16 protein-coding genes are annotated in these 22,504 nt (G+C 52.9%); 10 read left to right on the forward strand and 6 right to left on the reverse strand.

Annotated elements, in window-relative coordinates; translation table 11 throughout:
• The first annotated feature begins 146 nt into the window (after positions 1-146).
• The 5 genes from Q31b_RS25430 (at position 147) to Q31b_RS28695 (ending at position 6,766) form a co-directional block, all read left to right on the forward strand.
• On the forward strand, positions 147-1,298 hold the full coding sequence (locus tag Q31b_RS25430; protein ID WP_146602483.1) for an aminotransferase class I/II-fold pyridoxal phosphate-dependent enzyme: 1,152 nt from the start codon (positions 147-149) through the stop codon (positions 1,296-1,298).
• 141 nt (positions 1,299-1,439) lie between these two features.
• On the forward strand, positions 1,440-2,429 hold the full coding sequence (locus Q31b_RS25435) for an alpha/beta hydrolase (RefSeq protein ID WP_231617842.1): 990 nt from the start codon (positions 1,440-1,442) through the stop codon (positions 2,427-2,429).
• A complete protein-coding gene (locus Q31b_RS25440) occupies positions 2,395-3,471 on the forward strand; it encodes a peptidase M42 (RefSeq protein WP_231617843.1) in 1,077 nt (358 codons plus the stop codon). The genes Q31b_RS25435 and Q31b_RS25440 overlap by 35 nt, the downstream gene beginning before the upstream one ends.
• A gap of 125 nt (positions 3,472-3,596) precedes the next feature.
• Positions 3,597-4,769: a site-2 protease family protein gene (locus Q31b_RS25445; RefSeq protein ID WP_146602484.1), complete on the forward strand. Its 1,173-nt coding sequence runs from the start codon at positions 3,597-3,599 to the stop codon at positions 4,767-4,769.
• A 143-nt stretch (positions 4,770-4,912) separates the two neighbouring features.
• The gene (locus Q31b_RS28695; protein ID WP_231617844.1) at positions 4,913-6,766 is read left to right on the forward strand and encodes a prenyltransferase/squalene oxidase repeat-containing protein; all 1,854 of its coding nucleotides are present in this window, start codon (positions 4,913-4,915) and stop codon (positions 6,764-6,766) included.
• On the opposite strand, the gene fmt is transcribed toward Q31b_RS28695, so the two are convergent.
• From fmt to Q31b_RS25485, 4 genes are all read right to left on the reverse strand, one after another.
• Complete coding sequence (gene fmt, locus Q31b_RS25470; RefSeq protein ID WP_197172336.1) at positions 6,736-7,938, reverse strand: methionyl-tRNA formyltransferase; 1,203 nt, start codon at positions 7,936-7,938, stop codon at positions 6,736-6,738. The genes Q31b_RS28695 and fmt overlap by 31 nt on opposite strands.
• Entirely contained in the window at positions 7,931-8,515 is a 585-nt protein-coding gene (gene def, locus Q31b_RS25475) for a peptide deformylase (RefSeq protein WP_146602488.1), read from the reverse strand. The genes fmt and def overlap by 8 nt, the downstream gene beginning before the upstream one ends.
• A gap of 264 nt (positions 8,516-8,779) precedes the next feature.
• Entirely contained in the window at positions 8,780-10,213 is a 1,434-nt protein-coding gene (locus Q31b_RS25480; protein WP_146602489.1) for a hypothetical protein, read from the reverse strand.
• A 9-nt stretch (positions 10,214-10,222) separates the two neighbouring features.
• Positions 10,223-10,663, reverse strand: coding sequence for a DUF6384 family protein (locus Q31b_RS25485; protein WP_315860401.1), 441 nt, complete (start codon positions 10,661-10,663; stop codon positions 10,223-10,225).
• 334 nt (positions 10,664-10,997) lie between these two features.
• Between Q31b_RS25485 and Q31b_RS25490 the strand changes: the two genes are divergently transcribed.
• A complete protein-coding gene (locus Q31b_RS25490; RefSeq protein WP_197172339.1) occupies positions 10,998-12,011 on the forward strand; it encodes a PEP-CTERM sorting domain-containing protein in 1,014 nt (337 codons plus the stop codon).
• A gap of 271 nt (positions 12,012-12,282) precedes the next feature.
• Positions 12,283-13,290: a DUF1559 domain-containing protein gene (locus tag Q31b_RS25495; RefSeq protein WP_146602491.1), complete on the forward strand. Its 1,008-nt coding sequence runs from the start codon at positions 12,283-12,285 to the stop codon at positions 13,288-13,290.
• A 107-nt stretch (positions 13,291-13,397) separates the two neighbouring features.
• On the opposite strand, the gene Q31b_RS25500 is transcribed toward Q31b_RS25495, so the two are convergent.
• Positions 13,398-14,462 carry a tRNA dihydrouridine synthase gene (locus Q31b_RS25500; protein ID WP_146602492.1) on the reverse strand — a complete coding sequence of 355 codons (1,065 nt, stop codon included), beginning with the start codon at positions 14,460-14,462 and terminating at the stop codon, positions 13,398-13,400.
• A 56-nt stretch (positions 14,463-14,518) separates the two neighbouring features.
• On the reverse strand, positions 14,519-17,974 hold the full coding sequence (locus tag Q31b_RS25505) for a tetratricopeptide repeat protein (protein WP_146602493.1): 3,456 nt from the start codon (positions 17,972-17,974) through the stop codon (positions 14,519-14,521).
• A 328-nt stretch (positions 17,975-18,302) separates the two neighbouring features.
• On the opposite strand from Q31b_RS25505, the gene Q31b_RS25510 reads away from it, so the two are divergent.
• The 3 genes from Q31b_RS25510 (at position 18,303) to lptB (ending at position 22,497) form a co-directional block, all read left to right on the forward strand.
• Entirely contained in the window at positions 18,303-19,046 is a 744-nt protein-coding gene (locus tag Q31b_RS25510) for a lipoate--protein ligase family protein (RefSeq protein ID WP_146602494.1), read from the forward strand.
• 509 nt (positions 19,047-19,555) lie between these two features.
• The gene (gene lepB, locus Q31b_RS25515) at positions 19,556-21,595 is read left to right on the forward strand and encodes a signal peptidase I (protein ID WP_146602495.1); all 2,040 of its coding nucleotides are present in this window, start codon (positions 19,556-19,558) and stop codon (positions 21,593-21,595) included.
• Between the two features lie 29 nt (positions 21,596-21,624).
• Positions 21,625-22,497 (forward strand): LPS export ABC transporter ATP-binding protein, encoded by an 873-nt coding sequence (gene lptB / locus Q31b_RS25520; RefSeq protein ID WP_231617845.1) that lies wholly within the window; start codon positions 21,625-21,627, stop codon positions 22,495-22,497.
• Positions 22,498-22,504: the final 7 nt, after the last annotated feature.

Here is a 22,504-nt window from a genome sequence, read left to right on the forward strand (position 1 = left end):
ACCAACGTTTTTTTCTGGTTACCAGGCTTCAGCCTGCCGAGCCAATCGCTCGCGAGTCGGGAGTCTCGACTGCAGTGAGTTCCCAGGCTCCAGTCTGGGAACGAGCGTAAAGTCGGCCAAAGCTAGACTCCAACATTCCCTGAAATATGAAGCCACTTGCAAATTCGACCTTTGCCTATTTAGCCGAACGTCTCGACCGCTTAGCGGATGGGCATCGCTTGCGCCGTCTGGTACCCCGACAATCGATTGGAGCTTTTCTAATCGATGGTTCTGGAAAACGTCTGGTCAATTTTGGTGGGAATGACTATTTGGGGTTGGCTGCCGACCGTACGACGGCGAGCCAACCGACTGGCAGCATGGCCAGTGCCCTGGTTTGTGGATGGACTCCATTGCATCAGCGGCTTGCAAAGCAAGTTACGGAGCTAGAAGGTACCGAGGCGTCGGTTTTGTTCCCGAGTGGTTATGCGGCCTGCAGCGGCACTGCTGCGACGCTAGCGGAAAAGGGAGATTTGATTCTGAGTGATCAGCTCAACCACGCATCGCTGATCGACGGATGCCGATTGTCTGCTGCCGAGTGTATTGTCTTTCCACACCGAGATGTCAAGTTTGTAGCCGAGACTTTGCACCAGAGGGCCGGCGAGTTCGAACGGATATGGATTCTAACCGATGGCGTCTTCAGTATGGATGGGCACGTCGCCCCTTTAAAAGAATTGTGCGATGTCGCGGATACTTACTCGGCGATCATGGTCGTCGATGAGGCGCACGGGACGGGTGTACTGGGCAAAACGGGCAGCGGTATTTGTGAAGCGGCGGGAGTAAAAGACCGTGTTGCTATTCGCATCGGAACGCTTAGCAAAGCGATCGGCTGCCAAGGAGGGTTCGTTGCTGGCCCGAAAGTAGTGGTTGACTATTTGATCAATCGATGTCGATCGTTAATCTTCAGTACCTCGCTCGCACCGGCATCCGTTGCGTCGTCGATTGCGGCGATTGATTCGTTCCGTAGCGAACCCGAGCGTCGGCATCGTGTTGGTCGCTACGCCCAGTTGATTCGAGATCGGTTATCGATCGATGCCGTCGACGAAAATGAAGCCTCCGTGCCAATCATCCCCGTGGTGATGGGCGATGATGAACGGGCCGTTGATGCGGCCGAGCGGTTGGCGGGGGCGGGGTTTTACGTTCCTGCCATCCGTCCCCCCACGGTACCGATAGGCAGTTCAAGGCTGCGGATTTCGGTTTCTGCGATTCACGACCAATCAATGATTGACGAACTTTTGAGGCAACTGAGTAAACTAACCTGAACATTGAGGTGGACCCCATCCGAGGGTCTGTTTAATCTGTATAATGGGCGGACCCGATTATTGACTGAGGGACCTCCTCCTGTGCGCATCGGATTATGATGGACAACGGACACAAATTGAGATCGAATGAGGAACCAAAAAATGCGACGAACAAAAGCGATTCTAGTAAAGACTCTGCCATCAAGGCAAGCGATTGCGATGATAGTCTTGTTTTACTTTTTGATCGTCTCGGTTGCCTCGGTCGCGGTGGGTCAAGAAAAGGCGAAGGGTGAAGACGAAGGACCCCAACCAACCACCGAAACGCTGAAAACGAAAGATGGCATTTCGTTAAGAGCGTTCTACTTTCCTACCGACAAGGCATTCGATCCGAACAAGGACGAAATGGTTCCCATCAAGGGCACCGAAGTGATTCCGGTCATCTTGGTCCATGAGTGGCAAGGCCAAGGGAGTCCCTATCTGAAATTGGTATTGGCTCTTAATGAAGTAGGCTGTAGCGTTTTGGTTCCTGAATACCGAGGTCATGGCGGTAGCAAAGAGTACACCGACGTGCGTGGTCGCTCACAAACGTTTGATCCGACTGCCATGGGACGAGCCGATGTCGCGAAGATCGTCTCGCTTGATATAGAAGCGGCAAAGCAATTTTTGAAAAAGAAAAACGACGATGGCGATCTAAACTTGAACGCTTTGGTGATGATCGGGGTTCGTGAAGGAGCCGTCTTCGCCTCTCATTTTGCGGTTGCCGATTGGCGTTGGCCATCGGTTGGCCGGTTGAAGCAAGGTCAAGATGTCAAGGCATTGGTTTTGATCTCGCCTGAAAAGCATATGAAAGGGCTGGCGATCGATTCGACGATAAGTGATCCGAATCTAATTCGATTGCCAATCATGGTCGCGGTCGGTAAAACGAGCAGCGAAGCCACGGAAGCGACTCGGATCGCGAAGCGAATTGAAGGCCTCAAACGTCGTCTAGGACAAGGCGAGGCGCGAGGATTCAAAGAGGAAGTGATCGACACCAATCTCAGCGGGCCGGCATTGGTGAACGAGACGGACGAGTTGATTCCTGCGGTGGTTTCTTTCATTAAGGAGAATGTGAAGATCAGTGATAGTGAAAACCCTTGGATCCGACGAAACTAAATTGGATCAAACCGAGCTTAGCGAGTTTTTGCATCTTTTAGGCGGTTTGGTCCGGGAACCGTCGGTCGTCGGTGTCGAGGCAGCATTCTTTCGAGCCCTGCTGCGCGAACTCGAAGAGTTGCCGCTTAGCATATCGCTCTACCACGGCGTTTTGGTTGCCCATGGGACGCGGCCCCATTCACTCTTGCTCTCGGCCCACGTGGACCGCCACGGTTTGCTATGCACGGGGCCGAACGAGTTTCAATACGCCGCGTTTATCGCAGGGAACCGCGGCGAGTTGAATGGTGACTCGGTTTCCGAGCAGATGATGGAATTGATACAAGATCGGTTTATCGGACAACGCGTTCAATCGCATGTCCCCCATTCAGGAACCTATTTGGGGCAAGGCATTATTACTCGCTCGTTCGTATGTCCCTACCGCCGCAACTTGATCTTTGAGATTGATGGGTTGAGCCATCTGCAGCCTGGAACACCGGTATCCTTTGTTGATCGGCTCGGCATTTCGGACGGGTTCATTTCGGCACAGCTCGACAATGTGCTCTCGGTCGCATTGTTGATCCATTTGTTTCGCAGCGGATTTCAAGGAACCGTGCTATTCACCGCTGGCGAGGAAGCGGGGCGGTCTTGGCGGTATGCACTGGAGTGGTTTCTACGGCAACAACTTTGGACCCGGCGATTGATCGTCTTGGATACCAGCCCTTATCCAACTCCGTTAGCTGCGGCAAACCAAGAGGTTGTTCTCCGCCGACGTGATGCGTCGGCGGCCTTTGATCCCGCGATGACGGAAGAACTAAAACGGCGATGCGAAACCCTTCGAATCTCGTATAATTTCAAGGACGACTATGTCGAATCGGTGAATCGGCAGCGAGAAAAGCCACTGTCGTATGGGAGGACGGAATTGGGGCGTTTGGTGGCCGCGACCGAGGGAAAAATCAACGGCACGACGTTGCAAATTCCTACGACAAGCTACCACACCGCCTCGGAGACCGCTTCGCTGCAGAGTATCATCGCGATGCTCAAGCTACTGATGAGCTATATTTGAATGCACCCCGTCGTGGATCTTGTTAAAGATCCTACCCTGCATGGATCTTTAACTAGATCCACTACCTAAACGGGGGCCGGCAGCTTAGGCTATACTTTTATCCAACAACCATTCGTGGAGACTGCGTGTTCGAACGCCGAATCAAATTAGGGAAGTTCTTAGGAATTGGGGTCTACGTCCACTGGACGTTTGCACTTCTGGTCGCCTATGTCGCGTTTAGTGCGAAAGAGGATGGATTAGGCGGGATTCTGTTTGGCATCTCCCTTTTGTTCGGGGTGTTTTTGTGCGTCACGCTACACGAATACGGTCACGCATTGGCCGCGCGGCGTTTTGGCATTCCTACGCTTGATATCACCCTGCTACCGATCGGTGGCGTTGCTCGGCTCGAACGAATGCCGAGGATTGCTTGGCAAGAATTGGTCGTCGCGGTCGCTGGACCCGCTGTCAACGTTGTGATCGGGTCGCTGCTGCTGGTCGGTATCTATTTGTTTGGTGCAGGCGGCTATCTGGTTTCGCTGCTCGGATTGCCGACCGATGAGGCGACTTTCAACGAAGCGAATCGTCTCTTCGGAGCACCATCCATCTTCGGGTTTACGTTGCAAATGCTAGGCGTCAATATCATGTTGGTGCTCTTCAATTTGGTGCCCGCATTCCCGATGGATGGTGGGCGAGTCCTGCGTAGTTTACTAGCGATGGTCACCACCTACCGGACCGCCACCTTTGTTGCTTCGCGAATTGGGCTTGGATGCGCCGTGTTGATGGCAACCTTTGCGATCTTTAGCGGAGCCTATATGTTATTGTTCATCGCCATGTTCATCGCCTATGCAGGTCTTGCCGAAGCGAGGCAAGTGGATTTGATGGAATCGGTAGAAGGACTGTTGGTCGAGGATTGCATGATCCAATACCCCACGTCGATCCCGATGGACATGACGCTAAGTGAATTGGCCGGCCGCTGGCAAACGGCGATGTGCAGCAGTTTACCGGTGGTCGCTCCGAGCGGGGTTGTGGTGGGTGTGGTCAAGCTAAAAGAGATCATTTCCGCAATCGATTCCGGTGTTGCTCCTTCCACGACGGCTGGCCAATTGGCAAATCACGACGTTCCGGTCGCGCGAATCGATAGTGAGTTAAAGCAAGTTATCACCGGGCAAACGGGGCGTGATCGGCAAATTCCGGTCGTCGACCAAGGGGGGCGATTGATCGGGATGCTCGATCTCGATTCGGTGTTGTTGAGAGCAACGATCGCAAAACATTTAGCCCAATCGACGTACAGCCCCGATCGATTTGATGCAATAACGTGATGGTCTGACATGGTTGGAGCCGCCAATCCCTCGCAAAACGCGTCGCAGCGACGCCTAAACGCCGCTTGACCTGCAGGCCGAGAAACTCCTATAAGCCGAGGAAGATTTTCCGAGTTTTTCGGTTCTTATCACGTGGTAGCGGCTTGTTCCTGAAACTGCATTTTGCAACACCTCTTGCGATTCAAACGGCTTTTTGGGCCGATTCGCGAATGGTTTATGCCGTCGCGACGGTTGCCGCTGCGCTGCTTCTCGCAACGATCTGGCTGTTTCGTCGGCGGAAAAAACAAGGTCGCCAAGCCGGTTTGATCTGCCTGCTAATCGCTATTGTCCTGCACGTCGCACTCGTGTTTTGTATCCCCCTTCTGCCTAAACCGCGTGGTGGTTCGCACACCGCTGACCCCGAAGCGACAGAGATGGTCGGAATTGACGAGGTCGCTTTTTCGACGTTTGACCCTGAGATGGATGACCAAGCGAATTCTGCCGCTAACGATCAAGCGGACATCGCACCGCTGCCGCTCTCCGAAATTTCCGATTCACTCGTTAGTGAAATCGAAGAAATGGCGGAGCCAGTCGCCGAACCGATTGCGGAGCCGGTTGATGGCAGTGTTGCCGAAAACGAAAGCGAGCTTTTGATACCGAGCGTCATTCCGGGCCAGCTTGACACGCCGATTGAGCCGCTTGCAGCGGAAGAGATTGAGGACATGTTCAAGTCGCTCGATGCCGATTTCGCGAAGTTGGCTCAGCTTGGCACGCCAACACCCGCAATCAAAAGTCAAACCGTATCGGCTCGTTCAGAGCAAGCTACCCCCAGCCCGAATCCGCCCGAATCGGTTCCACCGTCGCCCCAGTCGCCTGTGCCCCCATCAACCGTGCCCCCATCAACCGTGCCCCCATCAACCGTGACGGCCTCATCCATACCGGCACCGGCAACGATCGCAGGCGAAGTCGAAAACGATTTTGCCAACCGTGTGGGTGACGCAAAAACGAGAGCCCTCATGCAAACAGGGGGATCGGTCCAGACCGAAGCGGCTGTGGCCGCCGCGTTAAAATATCTTGCATCAACACAACGCCGAGATGGCGCCTGGGATCCTGTTTCGACTGGAGCAGGTGAAGAACGGCAAACGCTGGGAATGAATCGGTTTGGTGCCGGCTCAAAAGCGGATACGGCGATTACGGGTTTAGCGTTGTTGTCATTTATGGGGTCCGGGCAAACTCATCAAAACGGTGAGTATGCAAACAATATCTACAAGGGGCTGGTCTTTCTGATTAACCAACAAAAGGCAGATGGATCCTTGGCGGGCGATGCGGCCATCTACGCTTCTACCTATTCACACGGGATGGCTTCACTAGCCATGGCGGAGGCGGCTGCGATCACGCAAGATCCATCGGCAATCGAATCGGCTCGCCGAGCGATCCACTACTCGCGTCGGATGCAGCATCCCACGACCGGCGGTTGGCGCTACACACCCCATGATAAAGGCGACCTGAGCCAATTGGGGTGGCAAGCGATGGTGCTCGTTGCAGGCGATCGGGCGGGCATTCCGGCTTCGCGAGAATCGATGCGAGGCGTTGAACGTTTTTTACGATCTGTCCGCAAGGGACGATATGGCGGTTTGGCATCCTACCGGCCGGGCGAAGCGACCAGTGTAACCATGACGGCCGAGGCACTGGCAACACGTCTTCTGATGGGCGAAAAAGTTCGACCCGAAGAGATTGCCGAAGCCGAGCAATCCTTACTGCGGCAAAAACCGGGCAGCGGACAAGACAACTATTACTACTGGTACTACGCGACGGTGGCACTGCACCAACTGCAAAGCGATGCATGGACCGAATGGAATGAGGCGATGCAGAAACGTTTGCTCGAAACACAATTGCCCAACGGACAATGGCCCACCACAAGCGTCTGGGGCGGGTACGGCGGATCCATTTACACGACATCGATGGCCACGCTGTGCTTAGAAAGCTATTACCGCCATTCGGTGAAGAAGGAAGAGTGAGGGAGTTGGGAGTTGGGAGTGAAGGAGTGAAGGAGTGAAGGAGTGAAGGAGTGAAGGAGTGAAGGAGTGAGGGAGTGAAGGAGTGAAGGAGTGAAGGAGTGAAGGAGTGAAGGAGTGAGGGAGACTAACAATCTATGCGTTCCTATCTTCCCAACTCCCAGCTCCCAACTCCCAACTCCCAACTCCCAACTCCCAACTCCCAACTCCCAACTCCCAACTCCCAACTTTTCTCTGTGTCCTCTCAGGAACTGCTCTGCTGACATCTCTCGTTTTCCTGCGGGCTGAACCGTCAGAATATCGAGCATGTAGTCGTTCGCCGCCACTTGAAGGCCTTCCCGGACGACATAGGTCCCAGGTGATTTCGTGCCTGCTGGCTCTTCGGTGACACGAACTTGCTTGATTGCCAAACGAATCACTTCGCCTTTTGGCTTGGTGGGAATCAACGCAAATGCGGTCGGCCATGGTTGCATGCCTCGCACATGGCAATCAACCATGCGAGCGGATTGATTCCAATTGATTTCCCCTTCGGGTTTACTCAACCTTGCCGCTCGGGTTGCTTTGGATGGATCTTGCCGAACACCGATCTCGGATTTCCCATCCCAATGCATCAGTTGGTCGACCGCATCGATGGTTGCCGCGATCCCAATCTCGGAGAGACGTTGTTCCAATTCACCAGCTGTTTCGGTATCCGAGATCGATGTTTTTCGAGTAGCAATGATCGGTCCACCATCGAGTTTCGGCGTCATGTGAATGACCGAAACGCCGGTAACGGTATCGCCGCTTAAAAGTGCCCTCTGCACTGGAGCGGCGCCACGGTAGGCAGGCAACAGTGATCCGTGCAAGTTGATACCGCCGAGCCGAGCGGTTGACAGTGCGTCAGGTTTCAATATTTGGCCGAAATCACAAACGACAAGCAGATCGGCCGAGCAAGATCGGACGCACTCAATCGCCTCGGGGTCATTGATCGATTCAGGAGCCGCGACGTGGAAACCATGCTCTTGAGCCCATTGGCGAACCGGGGACAGAGGCACTTTTTTTCGGCTTTTCATGATCGGCGTTGGTCGCGTCACGACTAATTCAATCACATGACCTGCGGCACGTAACGCTTCGAACGACGGCACCGCAAACGGACCGGTACCCATCATCACCATCTTCAATATCGAGTCAGGCATATCGGGTCGTCCATTCTGCTAGCCGGGCAACCAACGTTTCGTCGTCCAAGATCGACCCCGTCGCCTGTTGTGACCGATAGGTCGTCTCGAACTCGGCGAGAGGCTCTGCCAATTCCCGACTAGCTTCTTCGCTCATGCGGTCAAAAAACATGACTCCATCGAGATGGTCGTTCTCGTGCATCAGGATCCGAGCCAAAAAGCCATCCACTTCCCGTTCGATCGGATTGCCCTTCAAATCGTAGGCACTGATTCGAATCGATTTCGGCCTTTTTACTTGTCCGTAGAGTCCAGGGACACTTAAGCACCCTTCTTGATCCGACTCGTTTCCCTTGGGCAACTGTAGTTCGGGATTAACCACGATCAATTCCTCACCTTCGCCTTTGACGCCAGCTGGATTCGCTACGAACAGCCGAATCGGCAAATCAACCTGATTCGCTGCCAATCCTACGCCATTGAATTCGTACATCAAATCGAGCATCTCGTCGGCGATGTTTTTCAGCGTTTGATCGACGCGACGGATCGGTTTGCTGCGATAACGCAGAGTTGGATGCGGGTAATGGACAATGCTTAGGGTCATGAGCTTTTTAATCAATACAGTTCAATGGCGGATGGGATTGCTAGAGTCTATCATGAACCAAACGGGGCCAATTGTGCAGGGGTGCAGGGGTAGGGTAAAGTTGTTGTCGGCTGGGGGAAGTCGCGGTAACCGCGCTGTCCCGGCAAAAAAACGGGGCGCTGTGCCGGCAAAAAAACGGAAAACCCGGTCGTGCATTCGCTTCGTGGTGGATGCCGGGTCTCCCGGTAGGTCGCCCGAGTCTACAAAACGAGGCAGCCACCGACGTCAGTGTCGCTGGCGATGATTCCAACTCGATTGATGGCGTTCTCCTGCACGGCGGGCGTGCGAAGCGAGCGCACTTCCTGCGGCGTGGGCCATCGCGTTGAGGAGCACTTGAGTCATGGGATGGGTCGCGACGTTTGTGAGTGTATCTGTCGTCGTCGGCCCCCAGCGTTGGGCACTTCGGATGGCTTCCCAAATCGCTTCGACATCCTCCTCATTTTCCGCTTGATAAAGCAATTCGGTCACGTTCAAGGTACCCACAAATTGGCTACGCGATGAATCGAACTGCAGTGCTCGAAACCGCCCGATCAATGAGCCGAGTGCCTCCATCATCTGCTGGGTATGGAGAATCGTTTTTTGACGTTGCGTGGCTGCCCTTTTGAGCTTGTCGAATTCGGAATCGACGCCTGCCAAGCGGGCGACGATTTGGTCGTCGGTCAGATCGGGAGTCTGTTGTGCCCGACGATCGAGTTCGCCTGTATCCATTTGTTCGAGCATTTTTCGGAATACCTGAATTGCTTCCGTGTAATAGGGCCCTTTGAGCGATTCGATTTCGATCAATTCCGATTCGATGACTTGCGTTGTCTTGCCAGACCGTTCAAGCTGTTTCAAGTTAGCATCACGGTGTCGCTCAATCTCCTTGATCGCCAGGACCATGTCAGGCAACCCCAAGCGTCTAGCGACTCGGTCGCGATGCTTTTCCAGTTCCTCCATCACGACATCAAACGCTTCACGGTCTTGGGCAATGATCTCTCGCATTTGCTCGGGCGTTTTCTTTAGAAAATCGTAGCTCTGTTTCGCTTCACGGAATCCGATATAACGAGCCAACCAGCGATCGATACGACGCGTGACGCCCCGCCGCGCATATTGCGGTGTTCCAAATTGACATTTCCGTAAATATTGAAACAAATCGCTCCTTTCAAATGCCGGTAGTTTGCGGGCAGCGTCTTGGTCGACTTCCTGCAAATTTCCTTCGGCCCGTTCGAGTGCCGCTTCGGCAAGGGCGGCACGATCCGCTAATTTCACAAAGTCAGGGTCCTTTTGCAATTCCGTCTCCACCTCATCCGCAATCTCCTGCATCCTTTCAAGAGCTCGATCACGATCGGTGTTGAGTGAAATCAGCTCCGATTCAAACTGATGCCGCCGCCGGTTCGCCTCATCGAGTTGGTTGTGAAGATCAAGACTTTTACTCTCTTTGCGTCGGAGGACGTGTGCCAATTGCGAACGGACGTCGGGCCAAGTCGACAAAATCGCTTCGCGGCTAAGCTGAGGCAGGTAGTACTCGGCCAATGTCACCAACGCTTCGCCACGACGATCCTGCAAATTCTCACGATCATCGTTTGAAAACATGGGTGCACGAGCTTGTTCAAGACGCGCTTGAGCGTTGTTGTAGGCATCGATCAATTGACGATGAACGACGGGACCTGAGATGGGCATCAAGCAATCCTAAGCAAAGAAGTACCACAAACCGCCAGCAACGACCGTCAAAGCACCTGCCGCCAATAGCACTCGATCTCGCCAAACCCACAGATGAGCAAGCACATTTTTGAAACCTGGTTTGGGGTCGTGGTACTGGTGGACAGCCGCCAAATATTGGCTGATGGCCATATCGATTTCGGCCTCCGTAACCTTGTCGCCTGTAATCTCGGTGGCCTTCAACAACTTTTTACGCAAATTTGTGCGTATGTCATCACGGCGAAACATCTCTTCCGCCGTTTCGCGGCGACTACGAAGCTCGCGGGCAACGTCGAGCACCCGCAAGGTCTCCTCGATCGTCAGATTCTCACCAGGCAATTCGATGCCCGACATCGATCGGGTACGACGACGCGATGGCATCGACGGAGAAGGCGGTGCGGACGCTTGCTGATTTGCGGACGGATTTGACATGATCGACAATCGCGGAGAAAACCCAGGTGTTCTGCTGCAAAACCAGTGACGAAAGCATTGTACAAAAGCATTGTACATGAGTTGGCGAAAAGAATGCAGCCCCATCAGGCATTGCCACGAAACGATAAGAATCGAGGCGATGGCTAACCCAGGGCAGCCCGGTTGCGAGCCCCTCGGATGACCTGATGCCCTAATACTTCTGGCGGCAGTCATTCTGTCGTAATCGCTGCAATCGTAATATTATAAATCCTTGACACTCCCTACCATCCCTATCAGAATGCCAGATTGTCACACCTGCGTTCAACCAACCTGCCTTACCAACTTTGGAGTTTCCATGCCAACGCAAACCATGCGTTTCTTGATAGGATTACTGTTTGTTGCCTTGCTCAATACCAGTAGCCAAGCGGCGATATTGACGACCGGCTATTTCTCAGGGACCGTTGAGAAATTCGACGAAGTTACTGGGGCGCAGACAACGTTTGCAACGTTTCAGCCTTTTACAGATGGATTGTCTGGTATTGCTTACAACCCGCTCAATAATCGAGTTTACGTAAGTGCATCCAACTCAGGACGGATTTATATGCTCAATGCCCAAACTGGCCAGGACTTGGGAACGTTTGAAGTGGGCGTCAACGGAACAAGTCCACTAGGAGGTCCAGCAGGTCCAGGAGGAGTGGCCGTTGGTCCTACAGGAAACGTTTATGTTACCGATCTGGGGGCGAATCAAGTTCGGGTCTACGATTCAAATTTCACGAACCTAAGTAATCCAGGAATTATTACGATCCCTGACCCTGATGAACTCAATATCGTGACTTCGGGGGTTGGTGTTGACGCTGGCGGCAACGTGTATATCTCGACCTTAGAGAATGGTATTTTCAGGTACGATGGTGTCAGTGTAAATTCCTTTAATTCAAATACACTAGCGAGTGCTCAGATAGCTATTGACGCTAGCGATAATGTTTACGTCGGTCACGGACTGGCCCAGGCTAGTAGTGTTTTAGAAATTGATTCACTCGGCAACGATAGCCCTTTCTTAACAGTTGCGGCGGCGGATATCGGAGGCGCGGAGAATGGTCTTGGAATGAGTCCATCGGGTGTTGCGATTGACGAAAATGGCGATTTCATTGTGGCAGTACTTGGTAATGTCAACCCGTTCAGGGATGCTGAGGAAATCGGCGGTCTACTTCGATATGATTCTAGCGGCAACCTAAAAGACGCCATCGCGACCAACACAGCAGCATTTTCAAGTGTCACTATCGTTCCATCGGCAGTCCCCGAACCGAGTTCCTTTGCCTTATTGCTTACCGCCGTAGGCGTAACATCCCTGTTCCGTCGGCGTAGGCGTTAGGCTGGTATTTCGTAGGCAATCTTCAAACCGCAGTAGCGGTGCCGCCCCGGCAAGAATCCGGGGAAACCGTTCGGCATTCGGCAAGTGGTGGATGCGAGGCGGCCTACGTAGGCTGGGTCGAGTCGACGTAGACCCAGCAAGAAAACAGGAAAACGGACAGCGATTGGCAAGTGGTGGATGCCGGGTCTCCCGTTGGTCGACCCAGCCTACCAACGACGCTACAATACAGCAGCTATTTCAAATCCCACCGAATTCTTGTTGCAAAATAGCCATGATCGTCCGCATCAAACCATTCACTCGATCCTCTGGTTTTACGCTGGTCGAATTATTGGTGGTGATTGCTATTATCGGCGTGTTGATCGCACTTTTGCTGCCAGCGGTCCAAGCGGCTCGCGAAGCGGCTCGCCGCATGTCGTGCTCCAACAACATGCGGCAAATTGGGATTGCAATGCACAATCATCATGCTGCCTACAACAAACTGCCACCCGGTTCCGTGGCGAAAGCCTACCCCGAAGTTCCTTACACCCCTTGGACCTTCTACCGTTGGTCCAGTTTGGCGATGTTGTCGCCGTTTTTGGAAAATAGTGCTGCCTACGAGATTTTGGATCTGAGCAAACCACTCTACAGCGTTTCACTCGGTGTCACTCCTGAAAACATTGAGGGTGCGAAAACACTCGTTCCGACATTCCTTTGTCCGAGCGATCAGCCGAGACGGCTGCACCCCAGTTTCGGGCCAACGAACTACGCAGTGTGTACCGGCACAGGTATCGGTGGTGGAACGCCGATCGACACGGACGGTGCTTTCTACGTGAATTCCGAAACCCAACTAAGCGACATCACCGACGGCACTTCCAATACATTGGCCCTTTCCGAGAGTTTGCTGGGCGAAGCAGGGAATCAAAATCAGCGATCCGAAACCGCTTACCGATTCTCTTTCTCTGCTCCGCTGACCGACGGTGCGTGCCGCACGGCATCCACTTGGAACTACACCGACCCGCGAGGATTTTCGTGGGCCAATGGAGAGTACCGAAACGCTCTTTACAACCATTACTACACGCCCAACTCGCCAACGGCTGATTGCATGGGGGTTAGGATTTTTGGAAGTCCCGACATTGTCTACACGCCGTTTGGTTGGAAAACGGCTCGCAGTCACCACACCGGCGGCGTCAACGCAATGCGAGCCGACGGATCATGCATGTTCATCAGCGACCAGATCGATGTCTCGGTATGGCGAGCATTGTCGACGCGCCGCGAAAGCGACTCGATTGGCGATTTTTAGTCGATAGTTGGAGTCCACGCTTTAGCCGCTCCGGAACGCTTCTTAAATCACCTAAACGCTGCACTCCAACGATTGCCTGAAGAAGTACACGCCGGAGGCGAGTTCGGCTATTCCGCCTGGGCTCGGTAATAATGAGTCGGGATGTAGCAACCGGGGCCATCGGGTGAATAGTGTTTCTCTAGAACCGCTTCGAATTGGTCTCGCGTTCTCAGCTTTCCAAACTCCAGCCGGACCGTTTCGTGCTGCGGATGATTTTGCGAATACTTGATATAAAACTTACGCATTAACATCGGCGCTCGCTCGAGCGAATAGGTTTGTTCACAAAGCGTGAAATGCTCCCGCATCACTTCGGCTTGCTGAGCCAATGTTGGCGGAGGTGGCAGAGGGCGACCTTCTGACAATGCGATCGCTTGGCTGAAAATCCAAGGGTTCCCAATCGCTCCGCGGGCGACCGTCACTCCATCGACCCCCGTTTCATCGATCATTCGCAAACAGTCAGCGGCCGAAAACAAATCGCCACTGCCCAGAATCTTGATTCGCTCTCCCACATGATTTTTCACGTCGGTCAAAAAAGACCACCGACTTGGGCCGTTGTAACGTTGTTTGACCGTGCGCCCGTGTACGGTGGCCGCAGCTACCCCCGCGTCAATGGCTCCATCGAGAATCTCGAAAAAAGCGTCTCGTGATTCCGCTGTATCGTCCATGCCACGTCGCATCTTCACCGTGACCGGGATCGAGTCCGGGACGATGTCACGTGTTCGCCGCAAAATCTCAATCGCGACTGATGGTTGTGACAAATGGAAACCGCCTCGGCATCGCCCCAGTACTTTCTTGACCGGGCAACCAAAATTCACGTCGATAATGTTGAAGCCAGCTTCCACCAACTTCATCGCGCCCGCAGAAAACTGCTCCGGTTCGGCACCCATCAATTGCCCGCCGACGGGCGGTTCGTCAGGATGGATATCTAAAAAGTGCTTCGTCTTTTGTCGCTTGCTAAGAGCGAGCAAGAATTGATCGAGCATCACTTCGCAAACCGTGTAGCTAGCACCATGCCGACGAGCGATCAATCGCATCGGCAAATCGCTGTAGCCCGACAATGCAGCTTGGACAATGGGAAACCCAATCGAAACGTTTCCAATTTGCAGAGGTTTTAGAGAAACAGAGGTGAGCATAGCGGAATGAGCGAGGGATGATGATCGATGATGCGATGGCGATGATGGGATAGCGATTATTCGATAGCGATATTGTGGAGATAGGACGAGTACTCGTAGCCGCTTTTGACGGTCGGGTCGAGTAGGCTATTACGCTGCGGAACCACGAAGACATCATAAGCGTCCACGTCGATGCGAGTCAATTTGGCAGGTATCTTTTCGGCTACGTAGTCGGCTGAAACGGTCAATAGCACATCGAGTGGCCCGCCATTGTCAGAGAGCCTCGCGTCCCATACTTCAATACTCACGTATTGATCCGAATCGTCATCTTCAGAAGGAAGCTCCGTCAAGTTGACGCTCTGCATTCCTGCAGCCACGGGTACTCGATCCTTCCATTGCAACTTGCTTTTTAGATCAGGTCCGACCCAATTTTTCGGTTCGTAGATGAGCGAAAAATGTATCGCATTATCATCGGCTACCCCGTGGACGATACGAAAAAGTCGTTCTTTCGCGTTGGGCAATGTGTCAATGATCGCGATCGACAAACGGTCAACGTTTTGACTCCATTTCTCCGTAAGTGATTCGGGTATATTCGCAGGATCATAATTCGGTTGAGACCATTTGAGAATGATACGTTGGCCGCTATCGGAAACCGCTAAGAATGACTGCCCCGCTTCCTGTTCGATTGCCGCAACCGGCATGACTTGAAATGGCTCAGCGAAGAGGTCGTGAAGAAGCTGCCCCAGCTTATCTGAACTCCAACGATCATCGTCTCCCGATGCGACAAGCAGCTGTCCGGATACGGCCGATTCAACAAACGTCACGGACGCTGGATACTTGGAAAGCAATCGACTAAGAAACTTGGTGTCCGATTTCTGCTGTAGAAGTTGACGCACGGTAGAGCGGGTCATCCATTCGTTTGCATCCGAGGCACTGGCTGAATCCAAGACCGCAAGGAGCGTTTGCTCATTTTCCATTGCCAAATCGATCAGGGCGGACGGCGGGATGGTGTCGTCCATTTCGGGAATCGAACGGAGCCAATCTCTCGCTTGCTCAGCTTGGTCGCTACGCAGCATTGCCAACATGGCATTTTCAGCTCGTTCGCGTAGTATCCATTGCTCCGATACATCGGTTGCGGCGACGGCTTGCCGATACGCATTACTGGCTCTCGCATCGCTACCGACGCTAGCGTAATAGCCCCCCAATTGATCGTAGATACTTGCTGCCGATTCGCCCGACATGAGCCCAAGACTTAGAGCGTCCTCGGACCACCTCGCAATTTGCTCACGATCTTGAAGCGAAGCGGCCTCCGCAATCGCCGCCGAAAAGAGTGTCTGCAGGTCGTCTTGGCTCAATACCTCCTCTACCGCAGAACTCTCAAAACGCATGCGGACCAAGTCTTCGCCCCACTTTCTTATCAATCCCGCCTGCAAGTATTGATGTTCATCGTCATAGAGTGCATCTCCGATCTCGATCGCTTCACGATGGAACTTGTCCGCAGACTCTGCATTTCCATCTCGCATCGCTTGCTCAGCCTTCAAGCGTAGACGCTGAAGCTTGATCGATGGTTGGAGCGAATCGGCTGTTGAAGCCAAGAACGAGGCAATCGATTCGTCCTGGCCGTCCGACAGCAAGTAAGTCGCCACTCGATCGTGGAAAACAAGGTCATTGGGATAACGCTCAATTGCCTTGACCGGTTGGTTGTTTTCATTTAGCGAGGCGACCAAATAGTAGTCAATCGACTCAACAATCCATTGATCCTCACTGTCCAGAGCGTCGGGATTCGATTTGATCCAATCGGCGAATGCATCAAAATTCTCAATCGCTGCCTCATACTGATTATCCATGTACAATGCGTACCCTTTGAGTCCGGGAAGCCATGGATTGGGCGGATCATCGTTGAGCGCCGAGAGCGATTCGACCAATGTTTCGTAATCGCAGTACAGATCGTCATCGTAGGCTCTTTTGGTAAGGGATCGGATCAGTTCGACTCGATCGGGCGTTTCGCGAAACAGAGCCTCAAAGTTGTCCGTTTCCAAACGTAACTGTTCGTGGTTTTCGGAAGCGAGAGACTTGAATGCAGGAAGCTCGGCGATCGATTGAGCGGCCAAGAAGTGCTTAGCCGCCTTGTCGTTTTCTTCACGGGCCCAGGCAAGTTTGCCCTCGATCAAATCAGGCAATCCGCCGGGCACCATTTCCATCTGTGCCGTTTCTTTGAGCATCGCTTGACCGAACACGTTGTCGGTATAGCACTTGTCGATCATTCGGTTCCAACCGTAGTCGACGACCGACCTTTGCTGCGCCGCAATCAAATCCGCAACGTCACTTGGCCGGCCGTGATCGAGAACCATGCTGAGAAGCGTCGCGTCGTTCGTGCAAACTCTCAATGCACAGATGGCGTAATCGGCTGCTCTTTCATCCGCACCAAGGCGGTCATAGATTTCGGATAGCAGAAAATGGACATTCGGATGATTGGGCATCAACTGCTCCGCCTTCAAAGCGACCGAAAGAGCTTCCTCGTCATTGTCAAGATTCCAATAGCAGATAGCCATCGATGGCCAAACCCCCCATACGGAATCGGGCTTTTCAATCGCTTGCAGGATCGCCAACGCTTCTTGCCATTGCTCTAACCGCATCCACGTATAGGCGACTCGTAGTTGGAACTCGGGGCGGTCGGCATCGAGCATTGGTTTACGTAGGGCTGCCTGAATCTGATGCCGTGCTTCTTCTTTTCGATCGTCGTACCACGCCGACTCGGCTTCGGATAAATCGACAATCGCTTCGTCAAAACCAGAATCTTGGGGCGGTTCACCTCGAATGTAGGACGCATACTCATCCGACATGCGACGGCCGAACTCCAGTTTTTGCCAATCATAGATTTTCCATTTCCCATCCTCTTTGCCGAAGTACCATGTGATCGATTCGCATTGATTCCATGAGTCATAGCTCAGCAAATCAACCTCGGCACGATTTCCTTTGGAGTCAAATCGGACACCCGCGATGCGGTGATGCCCCACGATCAAACTGGGACCAGGAGGAACTTGGGAAAGCCAAGAACGCAGCATCAAACGATCGAGAAGACCGATCTGGCCTTGGCTAAGTGGACTAGCGGTAACCGCAGCGATGAATAGGGTTTCGCTAAAAGGCACCAAATCATCGTTCTCGGCTAATTCGATCGCTTGCTTCAGGCACGCTTCGAATGAAGCATCGGGAATGAGCGGTTCAAAAGACGGATCCTCGGCAAGTGTTGCGAGCGTCTGAATGAATTGTTCCGCATCGGCTTGGAAACCGCCACTTCGCTCGGGCAGCGTCACGTCGGATGTGCCACCCGCTATGCGCGAGATTGCGAAATAGCCCAAAATTCCGATCCCACCACAAAACAGAATGGCAACGGCCCCAACGATGCCAAGCACGGCCAAGAGTCGATGATTTGAACGCTGAATGGGCTTGGGTTGAAATCGTGGGTCCAGCTCAGACCGAGAAAACGGATTCTCGTGTTCAGATTCGGTACGAAAAGATGGATCGTTTGACACAGAAAAATGGAGGGTTATTGGGTTTTGTAAAAGGTGGACCAGCTGACGTGTTTGCTCGTAGCGGAAAAATGTCAAGACTTTCGTCATCCCAGTCCAGACGAAATCGCCAGCGCAGACGAAATCCCAGCGCAGACGAAATCCCAGTGCAGACGAAATCCCAGTGCAGACGAAAGTCTTGATGCTTTCTTACCACATCCGTAATCGATGGGACGTCCTGTGATCGCTAGCTTACCGAAGTTTTACAGATTCGGTAAGCTTTCGGGGCCGTGCAAGTCCGCAGACTCAATCAATTTTTCACTCACTTTGCCAACATTTTTTTAAAATCCATATGCTATTGATTCCAGAATCCCTCTTCGAACCCGCCGATCAATTGGCAATGGATGAGGCTTTACTCGTATGGGCCGAAGAGCAAACGGATCGGTCGTATGAATTTTTGCGACTGTGGGAGTTTGCAGGGCCAACGGTCGTTTTGGGGCGTTCATCGCGAGTCGACGAGGAGATCGACGTTCCCTACTGTGAGTCACATTCAATCCCCATTTTCCGTCGTTGTAGCGGTGGAGCCTCGATTGTCGGCGGTCCGGGGTGCTTAATGTACAGTGTGGTCCTGGACCTGAATCTTCGTCCTGAGCTAAGCCAAATTAACGCCTGCCACGATTTTGTGATGCAGCGGTTAACGATGGCGATGCAAAAGCATGCACCAGAGATTGCTTTTCAAGGAATATGTGATTTGACGATTGGGAACAGGAAATTCTCAGGAAACAGTATGCGGATGATTCGCCGGCACGTTCTTTATCACGGAACCATTCTCTACTCTGCCGATTTAGAACTGATTGCCAAATGTCTGCGGACCGCACCGCGGCAACCGGAATATCGAAGCGGCCGCGATCATGACTCCTTCATCACCAACATAAACGTTGATGCGAAGCGAATCGAATCAGAAATACAGCGATCGTTTGCTGTGAATGCAAAGAGGGATTCGGCAAAGGAAACGATTCTTCTGCAGATTTCCGAACGGAGCCAACTGCTGAAACAAGAGCGATACGAAAAACGAGAATGGAATTTTTTGCGGTAGCCCAATGGCGGCGCGTGTTTCTCTCGCTCAAATTCCTCGATTTCCGTCCTCTCTTGAGACTTGCTGCCTAGCCCGGATGATTCATGGGCTTGCAAATTGTTTTGCTAACGTCTACGCCTTCAAGCGTTTACGTTCATTGCTCGAAAAACAGTCTGCGTATTAGCCGTTTTGGCGTTAGCGGGCTGTCGATTTAATCGTTTAACGCTTAGCCGAAGGCGTCAGCTTTTCCAAAAGCGGTCGCCTACGGCTTGGCGTTAAACAATAAGTCGAGTCAAACCGACTAAATCAGCAGGCCGCTATCGGCAAAACGGCTAATGAATCATCCGGGCTAGTGGGGGAGGGATCGCGATCGGACAGATTGCGTCGACACCAGCGATGGATTGAGCCGAAAAGTCGGAGAATAGCTCTTGAATCGAAGTTCCGCCGATCGCTCTGAATTGCTAAGATGGAGCACTTGGTGAACTCAAGCCACTTTTTTTGTACGTTCTCATTCGCGTTGAATTGCTTCTATGAGCCGAAAACCGACCTCGAAAACCGCCTCGACCGAATCGCCATCGGAGGCGGAAGCCCGCATCGCGGCGGAAAAGGCTAGCAAAGTTGAAGAGACTCGCAGCGATGCGGAGATCCGGGCGGAATCGTTCCGGACGGGAGCTCAGCGAGAGACCGTCGAAGCGTTTGTGGTCGCGTTTATTTTGGCGTTACTTTTCCGAGCCTTTTTGGCGGAAGCGTTTGTTATTCCAACTGGATCGATGGCCCCAACATTGATGGGGGCTCATAAGGACGTCCGTTGCGATCGATGTGGGATGCCATTCCAAGTGGGGGCCAGCTTAGAACGACGCGGCCCAACCATGGAAAAAACGGTGGTCGCAGGAATCTGCCCTAATTGCCGTCACGTCAATCCGATGGATTTGGTCAACGAGCCAAACGATTCGACCTTCAATGGAGACCGGATTTTGGTCAGCAAGTTCGCTTACACGATTTGCGAACCGGAGCGATGGGATGTCATCGTTTTCAAATTTCCTGGCAACCCCAAACAAAACTATATCAAACGACTTGTCGGTTTGCCCAAAGAGACGTTGACGCTGCGACACGGTGATGTATACGCACATCCAACCGGCTCGACGCAGAGACCTGAGATACTGCGAAAGCCGGCAAAGAAAATTTTATCGATGCGGCACATCGTTCACGATACCGATTATCAATCGGGCGAACTGATCCAAGCAAACTACCCAAGCCGGTGGCAACCTTGGCAAGAAAATGCGGCAACGCCGCCTACCGATTCTTGGCAGATTGAGCGGACGAGCGACTCGTTTGTGGCGATGCTAAAAGATGCATCGGACACCGAACCGCACTGGCTTCGGTACTTCCATCGATGGCCCACCGAGCAGCAATGGGCCGAAGCGTCGAACAACCAAAAACTTGCTAATGTCGATCCCTACTCGAGTCGTTTGATTACCGATTTTTATGCTTACGACTCCTACATCCAAGTCAACGCGGATCAGGTCTATAGCGAACCGCCTTCTTTAATTCGAAACCGTAGCGGAGGTCGTAGCTTTGTTCCTCGGTTCGGCTATAGCAAAGGCGTGTTCGATCCTGACTATCAGCCGGGCGTCGGCCCAGATCAATTTCGAGGACGGGCTGCCTATGGGGCCCAGGGATTTTCCAAGGAAGGAGTACACTGGGTCGGTGACCTGATGCTCGAAGCGAATATCGAAACCTCGCCAAGCAGCAAGGAATTGATCGTCGAATTGGTCGAAGCGGGGATCCGCTATCAATGCCAATTTGATCTCACAAGCGGTCGTGCATCATTGTCGATCTTCGACCAGGAAGAGACGGTTGGTTTCGACGCCGACGGCGAATCGAATCTTCATCCCACCGCGGAAACCTCCGTTTTAGCAGGCTCAAAACACTCGGTTCGGATGAGCAATTTTGACGATCAAATCGTCTTGTGGGTCGATGACAACTTGGTGTCGTTTGATACGGCCACGACATTTGATTCACGCTCCTTTCGCACCGATGCCGAGGATCATCCTCGTTACGGCGGTTTGTCACATCCACTTGATGCCGCTCCTGTTGCCGTCGCGGTTCGCGGCGGAGATGCAACGATTGACCATCTAAAAGTTGATCGTGATAAATACTATATTGCGACCAAGGATGCCCAAGAGTCGGTCATTGATTACGACATGCGAAAGGTTTGGCAAGTGTTTAGCCGGTCGATGTCGCAGCTTGACATTCAAGAACTGATGACGCACCCAGCGGACTGGAATGATTCGCCACTTTGGCAAACTCGCCGTAGTGTCAGTTTCGTACTTGAAGACGATCAATTCTTTCCAATGGGTGACAATAGCCCGGAGAGCTTGGATGCTCGATGCTGGGCCGGAACAAAAGTACGTTTCGGGATGCCGGAAGGGGCGGATCGCTGGAGCGATGCCTCCTACGTTCCTCGCGACTTGCTTGTCGGAAAGGCCCTTGTCGTCTTTTGGCCGCACTCGTGGAATTCGCCAGTCCCCTTTACTCCCAATTTTCGCCGAATGAAGTTGATTCGGTAGTTTTAGATAAGGCTTTGTCCGAATAGGGCATGGATGCGATGAACGAACGACAACCCATTTTACAAGCGATCGATCTGCAAAAAACCTATGGTCGGCGGCGAGTGGTTGATGGTGTCAACTTGCACGTGGACGAGGGCGAGATTGTAGGATTACTCGGTCCCAATGGCGCTGGCAAATCCACTAGCTTTCGAATGATCTGCGGCATGGTTCCCCCCGATCGTGGCCGAGTTTATTTAGAAGGTCAAGACGTGACCGATTGGCCAATGTTCCGCCGCGCCCGGGATGGCCACATGGGTTACTTGCCGCAAGAACCTAGTGTTTTCAAGAAGCTGACGGTCGAGCAAAATATTTCGGCACTGCTTGAACTTCTAGGGATGGATCGGAAAGCGCGTAAAGCGAGAACCCAAGAACTACTCGAAGAGTTCAATATCACTCATATTCGAAAAAGCCGTGCGGCCGGACTTAGTGGCGGTGAGCGGCGGCGATTGGAGATCGCTCGATGCTTGGTGTCGGATCCGAGAATTGTCATGCTTGACGAACCTTTCGCTGGCATTGACCCGATCACGGTCCAGTCGATCCAAGGTGTTATCAAACAACTTCGTGATAGCGGGATCAGCGTGTTGATTACCGATCATGCGGCGAGGGAAATTCTCGGCACCGTCGATCGATGTTATGTGATCTATCAAGGCGCCGTCTTGATCGACGGTACGCCAGAAGAAGTGAAGGAGCATCCCAAGGTGAGAGAAGAGTACCTCGGTGACTTAGACGGCGCGGCGCAAACGCTCAAAGAAAGAGCCCATGTCGGAACCGCAGCTAGCACCAATGAGATCGTTCCCCGCCCCCATTTTCGTGACAAAGCGGCTGGCAAACGCATGCCAGCGAGACGCGTCACGGACGTTTAAGCCATCG

This window comes from Novipirellula aureliae (assembly GCF_007860185.1).
GTDB lineage: Bacteria > Planctomycetota > Planctomycetia > Pirellulales > Pirellulaceae > Novipirellula_A > Novipirellula_A aureliae.